The organism is Chlamydia abortus, from assembly GCF_002895085.1.
Classification (GTDB): domain Bacteria; phylum Chlamydiota; class Chlamydiia; order Chlamydiales; family Chlamydiaceae; genus Chlamydia; species Chlamydia abortus.
The window spans coordinates 266,581-283,419 of record NZ_CP024084.1 but is presented as its reverse complement, the minus strand read 5'-3'; the positions used below and the strand labels follow the sequence as shown (position 1 = coordinate 283,419).

The following is a 16,839-nucleotide window of genomic DNA, read 5'->3' as shown; positions in this document are numbered from 1 at the left end:
TGTCTACCTAACGAACGACCAAGAAACTTCCATACCGTCATAAGCCCACAACTTATCGGAATAATTTGCCAACTCTTTTTGTAAGCTATGATTGATATGCGTAAAAATTACTTTCTTTACGCCTATGAGCGCAGCAAAATCCTCAGCCTGACTGATAGTCAAATGCGCGTAACCTTGTCGAGAAAAGACTTTAGGCAATTGCTGACAAGTCACGGAAAGAATCAGCGTGTCGACTCCAGAAAGATAACTCACAATCTCATGATCATATCTACTCATATCCGTGAGATACGCAAGATTCCCAAACCGGTAGCCCATAACCTCACAAGACTTCTGATAATAGGTAACATAGGTAAAAGGAAGTCCTAGAAATGTACTCTCACCGTACCTTTCATTTAAAATAGTAAAATCTAAAACTGCAGAAAGAGCAGAATCTTGGCCTTGAGGGAAAACAATATGCTTACGATATTGACAAAGATATTTATAGGTGGAAGCTGAAAGAACCACAGGGAGAGACTGTTGATGGAGTACATACCAAACACGCAAATCATCAATACCGCCTATATGATCGTAATGAGGATGGGTGAGAAATACACCATCAAGTTTCTCAATATGATTTTCCAGCATTTGCTGACGAAAATCGGGACCGGAATCAATAAGAAAATGCTTTCCCGCCCAGGTAATCAGCACGGAAGAACGTAAACGTCGTATCTGTCTTCCTGTGCACATCGCACAGGAGCAAAAAGCCACAGGGATCCCTTCAGGATTTCCTGAACCCAAAAAGGTTAATTTACCTGATGAAGTATCTCGGCATACATCGTTTACCACAAACAGTCCTAAAATATGCGTAAAAATGAAATTGTAACTATCTTGAAAATTAAGAAAAAGAAGAAGCAGATTCTGCGGGAATAAGTTCAGAATAAGGGAAGAACGGTGGGATGCAGAGGCGGAGATGCTAATATAGGATCTAACAAGTGACACGAAGGGGGAAATTCTGTCAGCACCACATATTTTTCTGTACCTGCTTGTACATGCACAAGCTCACAATGTTCCACATAATGCTGTGAAAGATCTAACCATTCCCGTACACGCGTCTTTGAAAAGTAGCTGAAGATGGCTCCTATCAAACATAGGATGAAACCCACGCCTAATAAAATTGCTGAGAAAAACCACTGGTGCATACCGGGGATTACCGGGGAAGCAACAATGACCCCAAGAATCACTCCTGAAAAGCATAGTACGCCTGCGCCGATAAAATGCAACAATGCGCATAGATCTAGGTTGCGGACCCGAAAATATACGCTTTTCATCTTTTCACGTATACGCACAGCCTCTTCATCTTTAGGGTACAAACCCGATAACGTGGTTATTGGCCCCGAACAACACATGCCGTCGATCAAATGACTCTGACATCGCAAAATAGGAGCTATACCACTCGCCTTCCCATCACTACCCACAACAAGCACAGAAACTTCTTTGGGTTGCACGACCCCTTTGCAACAAGAACAATAAAAATGGATATTTACATAGTCCGGGTTATCCTTGAAACCAGGGCAACAGGGAGACGATCCAAACATATCCGGCACCTTAAAATCATTAGAAAGAAAATAACAAAAGGAATAGAAAAGATCAAATTATAAAAGTTTATAAAAACAAATCTATTCTTATATAACAGAAAGTAATCTCACCTGTTTAAAAAAATACCGATCGAAAAAATAGATAAAAGGGCCTGCTTAATACAAAGATGAGAAACGTCTTGTTAATGTAATCCCCATTTTTTTTCTAATTTTAGGAGGGTTCCGTCTGCTCGCAGTTCCTCCAACACGTTTTGGACTTCTTTCACGTGCTCAGGGCGATCTTTTGCTATACCTAAGCCGCACCCTAAAACCCACTGATCTTCAGGTAAGTCTACGGTTGTTGTATATACATCTGGAAACTCTTTCAGTACCACATGCGCCACAGAAGGCTCAAGCACAGCGATTGGGGACTTCTTACACCCCACCTCCATTAGAACCTCTAAAGTGCTATCAAAAGAACGGACACAGACTCCGGGTAAAGACAGCAGGTAATCCTCTTGGAAAGTCCCCGTTTGTACAGCTACTGAAGAATACTTAGACAAAGGAAGAACATCATCTTTACTTATAGGCTGTCTAGATACAATCGTGAGCTCATGGATGCCCTCTCCATGATAGGGAAGCATAGCAATTTCTTTTTGACGCGAGGGTGTAATGGACATCCCTGCTAGAACCGCATCTATGCGATGTTTCTTTAAATTGAGAATCAACGCGTCAAAAGAGAACTCCACCACCTTCAATTCTTTACCAAGTCTTTGGCTAATGGCTTCGGCAAGATCTATATCAAAACCAATGGTGTTTCCATGTTTATCAATAAATTCAAAGGGGGGGTAAGTCGCATTCGTACCTACTAGCCAAATTTTATCTCTCTTAACAGAAGAATTGCAACCAACTAAGAGTAAACAACACCCGAAAAACAAGATTCTAAGGCAAGAAATCCACTGTTTCATAAAAACTATGCTATAATAACTAAAATTATGGTATACTTTACATACACAATAAATCTCAAACTCGAAATATGCTTTTAAATTAACTGACATCGAAAGCGAGTAGGTATGTGACTATATAAAAAAAATTCAATTATGAGCTCATCTTCTTTTACCCCCCCTTCCTGCCCTACTCCAGGGAGAAATAATCTTTATCATCTCCAAGTCAATCCACAGGATCCCTTGTGTATTCGAGTTTTGAGGTTAGTTGCCTATGTGCTCTTGCATATTGTGACCTTGGGTCTCCTGCTACTCTTCCACTACTGTACTCGCCACACAACACAAGCGACCCCACCCCCTATCATTCCCGTTGTACCCCAGACGCCCAGTTCCCGACTCCCTTTACCACAATTGCCTAGCACACCTTCAGCGGGCTCACCTGCATATCTTGAGGCTTCACGAAGAAGAGGCTCATTACAACCGCCACCACGTCCTACTACCCGCACTTCTGTAGGGCTCCCTGCGGCTACCCCTCAGCCCACAGTGACAACACAACCTCGTCCACAGCCGATGACTCCTCCCCCTAGTGCACCTAACCAACTCTCTCAGCCCGAAACAGACACGCCGCGCCCACCGCAGCCAGAAAGCCCCAGCCTCCCTCCAAGTCAACAGCCGATGACCAAGAGTGCATTAGATCTTCCTCCAACCACACCCCCGCCACCAGTTACACAACAACCGCATCAACAACCGACCATTCCTCCTCCTGTTGCACCTACCCAACTTCCTCAGCCCAAAACAAAAACTCTACGCCCACCTCAACCGCAACGACAACCTATACTCCCCGGATTACCCAGTCTATCTGAAATTATGGAGCGCATACAAAGCTTAGGGGTGTTACCCCAAGGTGTGGATAATAAATCTTTAGAAGCTATGGCGTGTTTTAATGAACAAGGGTTAGCTCCTAACAATGCGTGTTTAACGCTCACATCTGCGCAAATCCTGAACCCTCTATTCATTGCTACCTATCCTAAAAGCATTCGCTCGACGTTCCATTTAATGATGCAAGATCTTGAAACCATTAGCCGCACGGGCAATCCTCAAGATGAAAACACTCGCGTCTCTCGTTTACTGTTATCACAATTAACTTACTTGAATAACAACTATTACTCTGTGGATGTTCCCGGAGATGGAAACTGCTTTTACCGTTCTTTCCACATAGGTTGGATGTGTTCGTTAATGCGTTCGGGGGATCCGCAAGCCTTCGAGAAGGAAGCTCAGCGTATTATGCGATTACCTTTTGCCCAGTCATCGCCGAGAAATCGTTTACTGACGGAACAGATGGTTACAGTGATACGGCACTGCCAAACCCAAAGAAATGTAAAAGATCTTTACGATAACGTTCTTCTTTCCCCGATACACACGCCTAGAGCCATTGCTTATTTACGTAACCTGGCTCTTTACACTTTAGATGAAGCACGTTTAACCAATATGGGAGGGGAACAGAACGTTCGGGCTTTAATCTTAGGTCAGATGATTGATGCTCCGGAGATGTTAGCGGAAGCTCTGAAAAAGATTATTCAAACAGAACCGTCTAGTCCGATTTTACACCATATCTTCCGAGGTGATGTCTTACCTATAACTGGAGCTGCAAGTCAATTAGAGCTAGTTTTAGAGTTCTTATCGCAAATACTCCTCAGCAATCAAAAAATCCAACAGCTGCCTCAGGAAAAACAGCAGGAGGAAAGTCTTTTCCAAACGACGCTGGATGAGTTACTCAATACAGTGAGTGCTACCCTGACTGCCGGAGATCTTACTGAGGAAAGCACTGCCTCCATCCTCACCTCGCTCCCTCAAGAAATTCAAGGACATTACCAAAAATTCACTCAATCCCTAAGGCGAGCTAGGCCGGGACAACACCTACCTACCCCTGTCATTTTCCTTTCTTTCCTACTCTCTCATCCTTCCTGCGCAACAAACCATGCGGTATGTCAAGATTTCCTAACAAAGGCAAAAACCACACTCGCAGGGATTATAGGAAATAACTTAGCATTAGCGGACGCTTTACATTGGCAGGGAGAAGCCGCTGACATTCTTAATGCAAAACTGCAAGCCTCTTGGGCGCAAAAACAAGCGGGAAGTTTGATTGAAGTGGCTCTCTCTCTGTGTGATGGGTTTAGATCTTCGAATATGATTTTACAATTAGGTCACACCTACAGGCTCATCGCTAAATTGATGCAAAGCACACCACAAAGCACCCCCGAAGCAGAATTACGCAGCGCTTTAGACACAATTTTATCTCATATCCAAAATCATCCTAGTCAAGCAGCGTCCTATACAGAAATGATGTCTTCTGAAATATTTCGTGGATTGCAATTAGAAGCTTCTACAAGTACTAAGGATAAAATTTATGCGGAAGGAATAAAAATGTTCTTCTTCCTTTTACAATATCCTTCCTTACTAACAAATCGAGTCACAGCGCATGCGGCAAAGAAAATCCTCTTGTTGTACCAACCGCATTTACAACAAGCTTTGAGGAATCAACTGAACACTTACCGTGTATTGTCTTTGGGAGGCAGTATTTTTGGGGCTTTTTGCTGGCAACCCCCTGCATGTGGAGATCGAGTAACCACACAAACGATTGAGTCCTTATTATCCTTCCTATCTAGAGATCCTTGTGCTTTGTCTCTTTGTCCCAATATGAGAACCCAGTTCTTCCAAACCATGGATTCAGGAAATGCCGAGGAAACGGCCGCGTTACTGCAGGAGGCACGAACAGCCTACCCTATTTTATGGGAAGCATTTATTTATCAACTGGATACAGTAGGCCATAAAACCACCCCGCAAAGAACGAGTCTGCCATTTAGTCAATCCGTTCCCAACGACGTTCTACTTTACAGCTTTTTGCAAACGCACTCACAGCTGTTAGATGGGAATACGGAGTTGGCAAGTAGGCTAAAGACCTATGCAATAACGCAAACTATCCGCATGAAAACGGACATCACAGAAAATCTCAATACGTGGACTACATTATTCTGGATAAATGTTGACAGACTGACTACTTATAACAACCTACAACGAGTTTTCCTCTTCTCTTTAGTACGTAACAATAACCCATATCCTGAGGCATACCAGTCCTTTATTCATGATTTAAATACTATGGATATCCACGAGCTTATGCGTACATTTAACTCCGTAAACACTCAGGCAGAAGATGAGCATGTGAGTGCGATTTCGTCAGCTTTAGGCTCATTAGCTCTTTGCCAATACCTAGGCGATGCGAGTTTAACACAAACGGTAAGACAACTCAGTGCGTTGGCGGCGACTCATGGATTCTTCCAAACGGACCATGTTCCAGAGCAACGGGCTAAAATTTTTGTCTTACGTACAAACAACCATTACAACTGTTTGTTACCTAAAGATGCTCATGATACGTCAAGAGTAACCAACCGAGGAACTACGCAAAATCAACCCTAACTTAAAGGACGCTTTCTTATTCTTACGACTACTTATCCTCTACCAAACGCGTTAAAACACTCTGCTCAGGATCCGAATTTTCTTCTCTCCCTATCTTCTGGTGTCGTCGTAGGGAAAGGAGATCCTCTGCTCATAGCGGGTCCCTGCACTCTAGAAAGCTACGAGCATACTGTAGCTATCGGCCTTGCTGCCAAAGCAGCAGGCGCTACAGTACTGCGAGGATCTATAAGAAAACCTAGAACCAGCCCGTTCACCTTTCAAGGCTGGGAAAAAGAAAAGGTGATTTGGCATAAAGAAGCTCAGCGTATTCACGGCCTACTTACGGAAACAGAAGTTTTGGATGTTCGTGATGTAGAAATTACCGCAGAAAACGTGGATTTTCTCCGTATCGGAGCAAGGAATATGCAAAACTTTGTTCTGCTTCAAGAAGTCAGCCAAAGTCATCGCCCGGTGATTCTGAAACGTCATCCTTCCGCAACGATAGAAGAGTGGTTATGCTCTGCAGAATACCTTCTGAACTCTCCCACATGTCCCGGTGTCATTCTTTGCGAACGTGGTATACGCACTTTTGAAATGTCCACACGGTATACCCTAGACCTGAACACCGTGGCTTTACTTAAAGAAGTGAGTCCTCTTCCCGTAATTGTAGATCCTTCTCATGCCGCGGGGAAACGCTCTTTAGTGTCGCCTCTAGCAAAAGCTGCTATGGCCGCGGGTGCTGATGGCTTAATGATAGAAATACATGAGTCCCCAGAAAAAGCTCTCTGTGATGGGAAACAACACATCACCCCTGAAGAACTGAGTGAGCTATTCTCCTCGATAAGAGGGAAAGACGCTATCTGCCAAGAAATCGGTAGATAGGAATTTTCCCAGGCACAACCACCACCAGGCAAATCACGTACAGTTGAGTGGTCAGTGCCGTTGTATAATTAAAAATACTTCAATCACTAAAAATATAAAAATACTAAATAACGATTTGTTGAGTTTCTTAAAAAAATTATTGCAAAGTTTTGTATGTTTAACTATTTGATTATCAAATAACAATGAAGGAATAAGAGTATTTTCTTCATGGAGGTATATGGTAAAACAAACATGCAAACTCTACCTTTTACAATATCTATTTTATGCTTTATACTGGCTAATTTATTATTGTAGAAAAATACTCCAAGGCATCCCTAACCACCCCGACGAACCTGTATTCCAAGCTTTCCTATCTTCTTTTATAGAACTCCTTTCTAGTTTAAAACACCTTCCGCATCCTGATTCAAGACAACCTTAGCGACGAAACTCACCTTCTTGTGCAAACAAGAAGGTGAGCACAGACAACATGTGTGCAGAAAAAGATCATCGAAATAGAAAACAGAGAATTAGACTTTCTCTTCAGCAAGCTTCCCGATGTACACGTATACTATTTCGATAAAAATAAACGCTGTAAGAGAGCTTAACCAAGCGATGACATCCCTAGAGAAAGGCACGGTGATGAAATACCCACTGATATACACGCTGCCTCCGGTGAGCACTGCTGCCCAAGCTGCAGGAGTGCTAGCTTGATAGCGAGTGAGAAGAGCTGCGCCTAGAGGAACGGAAAGGCAACACACGGATAGGCCATAGCTTAGCATCAGCAAATCCACTATATTGCTAAAGCCTAAAGCAGCGACGGGAGCGAGTACCGCAATCATCCCAATCAGGTAACGGTAGTTTAACGAAGATAGTTGAGGCACTTCTTCACTAATTAGATGAGCAACAGCACTAATCAAAGAATCTGCTGTCGACAATATGGCCACACCAATGGCTGCTGCCATAATAGCGGCTAATGATGGTCCGCTGACATAAGCTACGGTATCGATAAGGACACAGCCGGGAGAAACTCCCAATTTTGCTCCTAGAGAACCTAAAAATAAGGGGATAAGATTAAACAAAAGGATGACGATCCCGGCAAGGATGGCTGCCCATTGGAGTCTGCGCAGTGATGAGGCCGCGACACAACGTTGTGCCATATCCTGCTCGACAATCATAAAGACCATAGGCATGAAAATCCATCCGGGAAGCTTGCTTGTGGGTAGGGGCTCAAAAACAGAGTTCGATAAGATGGGGGTAAACTGAGATGCGCCGTACCAAACAGAAACAGCACAAGTCAGCACAGCAATCAGGAGAAATCCCGCCTGTACGATATCTGTTCTGACAACACCACGAAATCCTCCTGTAGAAGTATAGAATACTAGGGTGATCCAAAAAATGGCGGTGAGATATTTGCCATAAGTGAACACACCGAATAGCTTATCCAAAGCAACTATCTGCGCTACAAGAATAAAAAACAAAGATAGAGCGGAAAGAAGAAAAGCCATTTTCCGTAGCTTTTTTGATTTATACACGCTTTCGAAAAGCGTCACTACGGTAGCAATCGATCCCGACGCTAATTTCTTTCCTGGCCCGACACCAAGAAATATCAAACCTGAAGCCACTCCCAAAGGATACAAGATCACTCCATAACCGTAACGTGCAGCTTCTTCAGCTGCGCCAAGTAGTACCCCACCGCCAATTTGTGTAGCGATAAACGTCATCGTTAAAGAAAACGTTTTTAAGCTCCTTCCTGCGAGAAAATACCCCTCACAATCCTGAACTGTAGAGCCGCCTCGACGACCTACACATAAACACAAGGCCTGAATGCCAAGCAAACAACATAAAAATAATCCAAAATTCATTGCGAAACTCTTAACTGTAAACATACCTAGGCCGAAGAAAAACTCTCAGGGAAGACAGCGTTAACCCCTATCCTCGGCAAAAAATTTACTTGGAAAACAGTGAGATTCGATGGAGATAGCGACCAGAATAACGGAAACTTAAAGAGAACAAGGAAGCGCGAAGCATTTTCAAAGACAAAGGTTGTGTGAGCATAGTGAAAACATCCCTGCGCTTTAGACTTTCCTGCTAGGCTAAAATAAGTCCTCTTAAAAATCTATAAAAACCACCAAGTTTCTTTTTTTATATTAAAAATTATTGAAAAAACTCCTTTTTATTTTAAAAAGAAACTAACAAACAAAATAAATTAACTATGACAAATAAAAATATTGAAAAGAAGTCTATTATCTATTTAAAAAATTTATTTATAGCCTGGTCCACGTTGTTGATGAATTTTTCGCCGCCTTGGAGACACATTCTTCATCTTTATTGTCTAAAGAGGAATGGGAGGAAGCCCTATCTGCACTCATTGAAGAATTAGAAAAGTACAAAATGCATTTAGATCAGCTGGTGGATAGACCCAGAGCATCCACTCAACAATTTAGTCAAACTCAAGGAAACGGATCTACTTAAATAGAGCAAATACAGCCCCTGCGGCTGCACAACGCAGCGAAGGGGTTTCATGGGAACAACATTCCAGAAGGAAATCCACGCCCTCGAGATTTTCCGAAAAAGCGATACCTTCTAAAATAGCAAGTTTATCTTGCCAACGACTTTCAGGATAGAGCTCTATAGCTTGATGCAAAGATTCGCTATTTTTTTTCTGACACAACCTAGCTAACGTGGACTCTAACTTAGAAGCAAAACTTTTATCTGCAGTCCATATCTGCGCCGTGTGTTCATCCCCTTCTTCCCAGAATACTCCTGAAAAAAAACTCCAGCCATGTTGTTGCCGATTAGAAAGAAAATCTCCCGTCACTTTTTTGACTTTACTATATTTTGCTACCGCAAGCAAACGGATCAGCTTTCTCCCTATCTCTCTTTTTACCATATCAAAATAGAGAGGCAGAGAAGCACTTTTAGGGTTCCATTGTGAACTCCAAAGAAACTGTTCGATCGCCCAGCACATCTCAGGATCACTGATAAAATCCGCTATAACATCACCAGCTCTTTCCACGTGCGTACGACTGACAAGCAGTAAAATCGCGAGATTTGCTGCGGCCTTCCTGGAGACCACACGATGCAGATACTTATCAGCAAGATCTTTTCCGCCTATACCTAAAGAACATACGGCAGCAGATGCTGACTCACAAATCGAGGCGAGAGGAGAAAGTAAACCTTGCACTAGCAAATCTTCCCCTAAAGGATCTCCTTGAAGATAGAGAAGAGCTGCTGCCTGTAGACGGACTTTAGGGAAGGGAGACGTTTGAGCCATGGCGTGCACTTGATCAGCAATTTTTTTTGATTCACAGCTCACCTCACGTCCACAAGACAAGGCTGCGCGTAATGCTGCTTCTTGAACTTCCGGGTACTGAATAGATAATAAATCTAGGAGCACACTCTCCTCTTTTTCTTCTCCCAAATGATGCAAGAGTTCGCAGGCAAATAAAGCCTGATCCATATCTTCGTGTACTCTAGATTTAGACAGCCCATGTGGGGTCAGCATGAGAGAAGCTTTCCACGCCTCCCGACGTTCCTCACCATCGACAAGTTTGTTATTTGCACGTTCTTGAAGATAAGGAAGGAGTTCTTCAATATCTAAAATCGCAGCAATTTGGTAGGCTATCATACGCACTTGCATAGAATCATCGTGGCGCGCAATTTTACAGACAGCATCTTTTAAACTCTGAGATCCATACTGCAAGACGACCTGTAGGCCCAGGGTACGCACAATCACGCTATCATCAGACAGACTCGCTAAAACAAGAGGGACTAAACGAAAGTCTCTAGCTAAGCCTATAGACAGTATACTCACTGCGCGTACCGTCATTGAAGGATGGCGCATACCATCCGAAAGCACTTGTTGAGCAAAATCTTCTAAGGTATCGCGATCTTTAGCTAGTTGCGGGTAGCATTGACGAGCTTTAGTAAACCCTCGATTCCAGGAGTCGTAATCCTTCCCTCGGGCTAAGGCTTTTAGGGCAAGTCGGGTTGTGGAGAGCGAACATTCGGAAGAGGACAAAAGGGCCTGAGCTTCCTGAATAGCTCGAGGGAAATCACCAATAAGCAAATGCTGACGCAAAGATTGCGATCCATGAGCTACATGAGCGAAAGAGTAAAAAAAAATTAGGCAATAGCCCCCAAAGAGCTTCCACCTAAAAGATGAATATGTAAATGGAATACGCTCTGTCCCCCGTCAACACCATTATTGATTACAACACGATATCCCTCAGCAATACCAAAAGCTTCCGCTAATTGCTGAATAATTTTTCCTGCTTCAGCAAGTAAAGAAAAATCCTCATCCTGCATATCTTGTAATTTTTCTATGTGCTTTTTAGGAATAATCAAGAGATGAACAGGAGCCTGGGGGAAACGATCTTTTATAGCGATAAAATTCTCATTTTCAAAAACTTTTTCGCAATCTATCGCGCCTTCGATAATCTTTTCAAAAATGGTCATACTAATCCTCGATTTTCTAACACCAACTGCAAGGCGCGCCGACAGTGTTCTTTGCTATCCCAAACAGACAAAAACAATCCCTTATGGCAAAAAATGGCTCCAGGAATACCACTGATTTCTTCGAGCTCTTTGCCCAGAAGTCCTGCCCAACTTTCTGGGAAGGGCACACGCACTTCCATGCGCCTATCTAAAGTGGGAGGGATTCCCCTAAGAATCCATTGATCACAAGCAGGGAAACACACAAATGCTGCAGGGTGTTGCTCGCCACCTAAAAAAAAGAAATTTTCTTGCCATGCCAACGGACGATCAAAAAATAAACAAAATTCATCTTTTTCCATGGCAGATCGGACAACATCTCTACACATGCGATCGTAGCGAAACTTATTTCTCAAACGCTTCAATAAGTCGATCGTAAATTTTAAAGAGAAAAAGAAATCCGCATCCGAAGCATTTCTCCCTTCTTCAGGATTGTAGATTTTAATGATATCAGAAAAAGAACAAAAGCCTTCTTTCGAAAAAAACCTTCCATTATCTTGTTCATCGATACCATGAATTAACGTATGATTTAGAAAATGATATTCTTCTAGATCGATAAGTCGTTGTTCCCTAAGATAATCCAATACCATTCCTGCGCTACTCCAGGGTCCTTCATAGGCTACCTGGTGATGATCGAATCTTTTTTGCTCTGGAGAATAGACTCCACCGACATCACATACATATTCGCACTCGGCGAGCTTTTCAGGATTTCGCGTACGGACGATCTTATCTTCATCAACAAGGTCGAACAAAATAAGTAAAGCACACGCCGTAACCTCATCAGCATGAAAAGAACCGTCGTGTGTACCAACGCTTCTTGGAATTCGCATATTTCCCATCCTTCTTAAAAACCCTCCATTGTATCCAGAGAAAAATAATTCTCAATCGCAAAGACATTTCTTTGCATTTTCTTAAAAATCTTTTTCATCTAAAACAAGACTCTCAAGCTATAAAAGCCTATTTTTTTTGGAGGATATATGTATAACTTATTCCACAGGAACCACGACGCCATTTCTCCTGATGGGTACCTTACGTCTCCCTTGCATATGCTATCGCCGAATACATACGAGGGGGAAATAGAAATACTACATATCCCCGAGTACTTCTTGGGTTTCCATTTACCTAAGCATTGCTTACATCTCAATCTAAAAAGCTCACTAGCACAACTGGGAGTGGATGCAAAAATTAAAGAAATAGAATTAAGTAAAGAATGTTCCCGAGCACGTTTACTTTTACAAATTAGCAGTCATGACCCTGTCGCTTCTGTGATGCTCACCCTATTAGAACCTGGGGATTACATTGCAAAATTATTCGCTGCCGATGACCGTCGACTCGTACGCTCCCCCCAATACCTAGAAAGAATGCTCAAACATACCGATAAAGCAGGAATGCCTTTGTTATGTTTTGGGAAAAAATTAGAACATCTCATTTCTTTAGATGTTATTGATGACCGTCTAGTCGTGACCCTGCCGACTCTTCCTGGTGTCATTCACTATGATCATAAGATCTACGGCCTCCTTCCTTTAATAGGAAAAGCCTTAGGCCAGCCAAACATGAGAGTACGCAATTTCCTATCCCTGTACCAACATAAAATAGAACGTGAGAAGCTGCCCCTACGTGATCGTATTTTACTGATAAAAACGGAGCCTTTACATATCCGTACGGTATTTGCTCGTGTTGTCGACTCCCTCCTTCCCCAGGGAATACAACATACGGCAGCAAATATTTTAGAGCCTACCACACAAGAATCCGGAGATATTTACGAATTTTATGGATCTTCCACAGTTCCCGTCGAGACGATTCCTTTAGAATTCTTCACTATAGAACCGTATAAAGAACACTCTTTCTTCTGTTATCGAGATTTCCTACAATCCTCCCTAGAATCCGAGCAATGTCTTTTCAACATTTTTGAGACGGCACCAGGTACCCAAGAAAAAGCAGCCACATTTATTTCCAAAGGTAGTGAAATTCTCGAGTTATCACACAACTCTTGGTTGATAGGATCCGCCAAATCCCTACATGACAAAAAACATCCTTATCCCGAAAACCTACAAGAATACATCGAAGAACAACCCTGCTTCCCCTTCCTACAAGCTATGGAAACAGGACACATTACCAGCCAGGGCGTACTGTTCTCTCGTTATTTCCCTTCTTCGTGTCTCAAAGGGATGTTACTTTCCTATCATGTCAACTACTGTCTGAAACAAATCTATTTCCAAATACCCTCCTACAATTATGGCGAGTATTTTTCTGAGCATGACCGCACTTTACTTATGGATTTATACTTTGCTGGGATCCCTACGTTCTGGGTAGACCAAGTCTCTAAACACGTATTACAATACGTCAAACGTCGTGGAAAAGATTCAGGAATGTTCGTGCCTATAACCCGCACCCAAGAATTTCGCTCTGCTTACTTTATTGGCATCCATGGCTCTTGCATGATTGCAGAGGGGTATAAAGAAGATCTCAAGGAATTATTACAAGGCATACACAATCTTATCCAAACCCTCCCTATTCCTGGATTTACTCCTCCTACCCCCTTAGCCATCATCACCGGAGGCGGACCCGGAGCCATGGCGATAGGCAACGAGGTGGCCACAGAGCTCAACCTTCTTTCTTGTGGCAACATTATAGATTTCGAACAGTCCCCAATGAAATACCAAGATAGCAATCCCTACATACAAGCGAAAATGACCTACAGGCTCTCCTCTTTAATTCAACGTCAAGAGCACTTCCATGTGGATCTCGCTTTATTTGTCACAGGAGGTATGGGAACAGATTTTGAGTTTTGTCTTGAGCTTGTCAGTATAAAAACAGGGAAAAAACCTCCTGTTCCTATATTTTTAATCGGTCCTGCTGCCTATTGGAGAGAGAAAGTGACCCCCATCTACCAAACCAATTGCACAACGGGAACGAACCGAGGTTCGGAGTGGGTAAGCAATTGCGTATTTTGTATTTCTTCCCCTCAAGCTGGTATAGAAATTTTCCAAAGATATATCGACAACACGTTGCCTATAGGTCCCGAATATCCTCCTTATCCCGAGGGATTTTTAGAGGTATGATTAGAAGCCATAGGTTAAGCGAAAGCCGTAGTAATTACACGGCTCTCGCACAAACTGTCCTTCTTTAGAAAACCCTTGATGGTATTCGACAAATGCACGGATTTTTCTGCCTACATCACGAAATTTTGACCACTCCATACCTAAGATATAGGTCTGATCTATGCCAAAATGCTGTTCTTCCCAGAAACGAAAATGCATAGCAAAAATCGGCTGAGCATGTAAATTCCCCTCGCGCAATCCAAAAGGACGTAATTCTGCTCCTGCTTCTATGTATAAAGGGCGTTCAGGAAAAGTCAAATCTCTACTGATAATGTAACCGACTCCCCCGTACAGACGTATCTGCGGGTTATAGTGCAAGGAAGCAAACACATCGATACCCTCGTCACTGAGGTTAAATCTTGGGAAATCCGGATGCGTTAAAAGAAATTCATCTCCCAAATGTGAAGACAAATGCCAAAGGCGTAAACGAAAACTCCATTTATCAACAGCGAATCCCAACAAACCGGCGACGAAAAAGTCCGAGTTGACCATGCAGGAATCCGGATGATCTAAATCAAAAACGGAAAAAACTCCCCCTTGAAGGCCAATATCTAAATCCCCATGGAAACGAGAAACATCGAAAAGGCGTAGCAAAATAAAGTCGCCACCAAAAATCGCAGAACCTACGCGGTTCCCGATAACCTTCTCATTAAAACGAATGCCGGCACTATTTGTCACTTGGCGAGGATCGGCAATTAACGGTGCAAAGAGTATGGTATTTTGTGGTAACCAGAGACCTTCTTTACCACAGACAATTTCCGTTCCTAAGGCCTTCTGCTTGGGTAATATAGGACGATCTTCTCTATATCCCTTACAACACTCTTGATAGGAGCGAGTACAAATCTCTACAGAAGCAATAAACGGTAAATCTTTGATAAAATCTATAATCGCATGAGAAAGTACCGTATCGACAGGAAGGGAGAATACATAAGCAACGTTATCCTCAACAACCACTTGGGTGCAGCTATCTAAAAAATGCATATCTACGAGGGCTTGTACATACCCCGTAAGATAACAACCATTTTCGGATTCTTGAATATTTTCAGGTAGTTGATCCGAGCGATGAACAGCTTTTTTAAAGCTCTCACAATCAGGACAACGCCCAGCTTCCTGAGCTCCTGCAGTTACACAAGATGAAAAATAGCCAATAAATACTAAACTGCATAGACAGCAGCCATATCGTAACAGTCTTCCCATGGTATCCACAATCTATAGAAAGAGATGATTTATTTAGCAACACCTCACACATAGATTAAGAAAAATCCCTGTAGATACACGTTTTCTTCCGAAATACCTTGAGAAGAATATATGCTTAATAACCAGAAATATCAGAACACAAATTCATTAAATTAAAAAAACAGAAGGACAAAAATAGAGGAATAATTATAAAGAGAAGTACGAGTTTGGAATACTTACATCGTAGGAAAAGCCCGCCTGCGAACCCTCTATCACTCCTAAGCTTGTGATTCTAAATGTCAATTTAGTCGTCACGTAAAAAGAAAACTTTCCCTTTCCCATCTAGTTACCCCAGTGAACTGGGTGGGACCTTTTTAATATAAAAAAAACTGCACCTTACAATATGAAGATGCAGTTCTTCTCTGCAAAATAAAGCATCAGAGCAAACCGAAAATCTATTGTTCGAGATTCTTCCCTTCCTGGTCTGCCCAACGAACGCCTCCCTTCTTACCGGTTTTAGGAGCTCCAGGTTGTTTCAGGATTCCCTTGGTCTTTTGGTCGGCTATACGTTGAGATTTTCTCTCCCCCTCTGGAGAACTCGCCCGAGGAAGTTTCATCCGATCTCTACCAGCTATTGCCCCTAAATCTGGGCTAAAAGTACCCCGATCCTCAGCAGAGGGTACCTCAGTTTTCGCCCGTTTCAAAGGACTTTCTGTAACATCCAATTTACCGGCACCTAGGCCCCTCTTACCTCCAGAAGCTATCTTCCCGACTCTCGCCACAGCTTCTTTAGCTAAAACTTTCATCTGTGACTTCTGTGGAGTTCCCTGGGACTCTTTCTTGCCCTTGACAGCTCCTTTCTGCCCCCCTATCTTATTTTGGATCTTGCTTTTGACTTGGCTTGCCGTTTGTGCAAGAATTTTTCCAGCTTTGGAGGCAACTTGACTGATCGCCTGGCTAGCTTTAGCTCCGCCGGCTTTAATTCTTTCACCAATGTGTCCCACTCGACTCGCAGCCTTCTGAGCTTTTTCACTGCCCTGCTTACTTACCTTGGATTCGAGATATCCTTGATACCCACGCACACCTTTACGGCCGCGAATCGCTCCTCTTCTTGTGAACTTTCCCCCCACGCCACGGAGAGAATCACTCTTGGCTCCTCCTTCTGCAGGACCTTGTGATGGTCCAGGAACTGAACTCCCGTAAGGGTTAATCGGATTCATAATTTAACCTAAAATAATTAATTCCTTTTAATTAATT

At 42.8% G+C, this 16,839-nt stretch carries 13 protein-coding genes and 1 pseudogene; 5 read left to right on the top strand and 9 right to left on the bottom strand.

Annotated elements, in window-relative coordinates:
* Positions 1-3 precede the first annotated feature (3 nt).
* The 3 genes and pseudogenes from CHAB577_RS01405 to CHAB577_RS01395 all read right to left on the bottom strand — a co-directional run bounded on the left by CHAB577_RS01405 (position 4) and on the right by CHAB577_RS01395 (position 2,521).
* Positions 4-825 (bottom strand): MBL fold metallo-hydrolase, encoded by an 822-nt coding sequence (locus tag CHAB577_RS01405; protein WP_006343920.1) that lies wholly within the window; start codon positions 823-825, stop codon positions 4-6.
* 49 nt (positions 826-874) lie between these two features.
* Positions 875-1,574, bottom strand: a pseudogene (locus CHAB577_RS01400) (hypothetical protein).
* 182 nt (positions 1,575-1,756) lie between these two features.
* Positions 1,757-2,521 (bottom strand): transporter substrate-binding domain-containing protein, encoded by a 765-nt coding sequence (locus CHAB577_RS01395; RefSeq protein WP_006343918.1) that lies wholly within the window; start codon positions 2,519-2,521, stop codon positions 1,757-1,759.
* A gap of 132 nt (positions 2,522-2,653) precedes the next feature.
* On the opposite strand from CHAB577_RS01395, the gene CHAB577_RS01390 reads away from it, so the two are divergent.
* The 3 genes from CHAB577_RS01390 (at position 2,654) to CHAB577_RS01380 (ending at position 7,250) form a co-directional block, all read left to right on the top strand.
* A complete protein-coding gene (locus tag CHAB577_RS01390) occupies positions 2,654-5,971 on the top strand; it encodes an OTU domain-containing protein (protein WP_011096938.1) in 3,318 nt (1,105 codons plus the stop codon).
* 18 nt (positions 5,972-5,989) lie between these two features.
* Positions 5,990-6,832, top strand: a complete 843-nt coding sequence (gene aroF / locus CHAB577_RS01385) for a 3-deoxy-7-phosphoheptulonate synthase (protein WP_035395266.1) — start codon at positions 5,990-5,992, stop codon at positions 6,830-6,832.
* Positions 6,833-7,049: 217 nt separating this feature from the next.
* Positions 7,050-7,250 (top strand): hypothetical protein, encoded by a 201-nt coding sequence (locus tag CHAB577_RS01380; RefSeq protein ID WP_011096937.1) that lies wholly within the window; start codon positions 7,050-7,052, stop codon positions 7,248-7,250.
* A gap of 88 nt (positions 7,251-7,338) precedes the next feature.
* Here the strand turns inward: CHAB577_RS01380 and CHAB577_RS01375 are convergent, their stop codons facing one another.
* Entirely contained in the window at positions 7,339-8,673 is a 1,335-nt protein-coding gene (locus CHAB577_RS01375; RefSeq protein ID WP_011096936.1) for a sodium:solute symporter family protein, read from the bottom strand.
* A gap of 442 nt (positions 8,674-9,115) precedes the next feature.
* Between CHAB577_RS01375 and CHAB577_RS05190 the strand changes: the two genes are divergently transcribed.
* The gene (locus CHAB577_RS05190) at positions 9,116-9,283 is read left to right on the top strand and encodes a hypothetical protein (RefSeq protein WP_231908344.1); all 168 of its coding nucleotides are present in this window, start codon (positions 9,116-9,118) and stop codon (positions 9,281-9,283) included.
* Here the strand turns inward: CHAB577_RS05190 and CHAB577_RS01365 are convergent.
* The 3 genes from CHAB577_RS01365 to CHAB577_RS01355 are packed head-to-tail and all read right to left on the bottom strand — an operon-like array spanning position 9,276 to position 12,135.
* Complete coding sequence (locus CHAB577_RS01365; protein WP_045071769.1) at positions 9,276-10,892, bottom strand: HEAT repeat domain-containing protein; 1,617 nt, start codon at positions 10,890-10,892, stop codon at positions 9,276-9,278. The genes CHAB577_RS05190 and CHAB577_RS01365 overlap by 8 nt on opposite strands.
* A gap of 44 nt (positions 10,893-10,936) precedes the next feature.
* A complete protein-coding gene (locus CHAB577_RS01360; protein WP_006343912.1) occupies positions 10,937-11,269 on the bottom strand; it encodes a histidine triad nucleotide-binding protein in 333 nt (110 codons plus the stop codon).
* A complete protein-coding gene (locus CHAB577_RS01355; RefSeq protein WP_011096934.1) occupies positions 11,266-12,135 on the bottom strand; it encodes an MYG1 family protein in 870 nt (289 codons plus the stop codon). Before CHAB577_RS01355 ends, CHAB577_RS01360 begins: the two co-directional genes overlap by 4 nt.
* A gap of 147 nt (positions 12,136-12,282) precedes the next feature.
* On the opposite strand from CHAB577_RS01355, the gene CHAB577_RS01345 reads away from it, so the two are divergent.
* Positions 12,283-14,367 carry an LOG family protein gene (locus CHAB577_RS01345; RefSeq protein WP_011096933.1) on the top strand — a complete coding sequence of 695 codons (2,085 nt, stop codon included), beginning with the start codon at positions 12,283-12,285 and terminating at the stop codon, positions 14,365-14,367.
* On the opposite strand, the gene CHAB577_RS01340 is transcribed toward CHAB577_RS01345, so the two are convergent.
* Both CHAB577_RS01340 and CHAB577_RS01335 read right to left on the bottom strand, forming a co-directional pair.
* The gene (locus tag CHAB577_RS01340; protein WP_080126205.1) at positions 14,368-15,603 is read right to left on the bottom strand and encodes a DUF1207 domain-containing protein; all 1,236 of its coding nucleotides are present in this window, start codon (positions 15,601-15,603) and stop codon (positions 14,368-14,370) included. It abuts the gene before it with no gap.
* A 434-nt stretch (positions 15,604-16,037) separates the two neighbouring features.
* Positions 16,038-16,802 carry a hypothetical protein gene (locus CHAB577_RS01335; RefSeq protein ID WP_011096932.1) on the bottom strand — a complete coding sequence of 255 codons (765 nt, stop codon included), beginning with the start codon at positions 16,800-16,802 and terminating at the stop codon, positions 16,038-16,040.
* Positions 16,803-16,839: the final 37 nt, after the last annotated feature.

Excerpts from the sequence above, each read along its gene's own strand:
- CHAB577_RS01355 (WP_011096934.1), bottom strand. The coding sequence starts at position 12,135 with ATGCGAATTCCAAGAAGCGTTGGTACACACGACGGTTCTTTTCATGCT.
- CHAB577_RS01345 (WP_011096933.1), top strand. The coding sequence starts at position 12,283 with ATGTATAACTTATTCCACAGGAACCACGACGCCATTTCTCCTGATGGG.
- CHAB577_RS01380 (WP_011096937.1), top strand. The coding sequence starts at position 7,050 with ATGGTAAAACAAACATGCAAACTCTACCTTTTACAATATCTATTTTAT.
- CHAB577_RS01375 (WP_011096936.1), bottom strand. The coding sequence starts at position 8,673 with ATGAATTTTGGATTATTTTTATGTTGTTTGCTTGGCATTCAGGCCTTG.
- CHAB577_RS01395 (WP_006343918.1), bottom strand. The coding sequence starts at position 2,521 with ATGAAACAGTGGATTTCTTGCCTTAGAATCTTGTTTTTCGGGTGTTGT.
- CHAB577_RS01340 (WP_080126205.1), bottom strand. The coding sequence starts at position 15,603 with ATGGGAAGACTGTTACGATATGGCTGCTGTCTATGCAGTTTAGTATTT.
- CHAB577_RS01335 (WP_011096932.1), bottom strand. The coding sequence starts at position 16,802 with ATGAATCCGATTAACCCTTACGGGAGTTCAGTTCCTGGACCATCACAA.
- CHAB577_RS01360 (WP_006343912.1), bottom strand. The coding sequence starts at position 11,269 with ATGACCATTTTTGAAAAGATTATCGAAGGCGCGATAGATTGCGAAAAA.
- CHAB577_RS01390 (WP_011096938.1), top strand. The coding sequence starts at position 2,654 with ATGAGCTCATCTTCTTTTACCCCCCCTTCCTGCCCTACTCCAGGGAGA.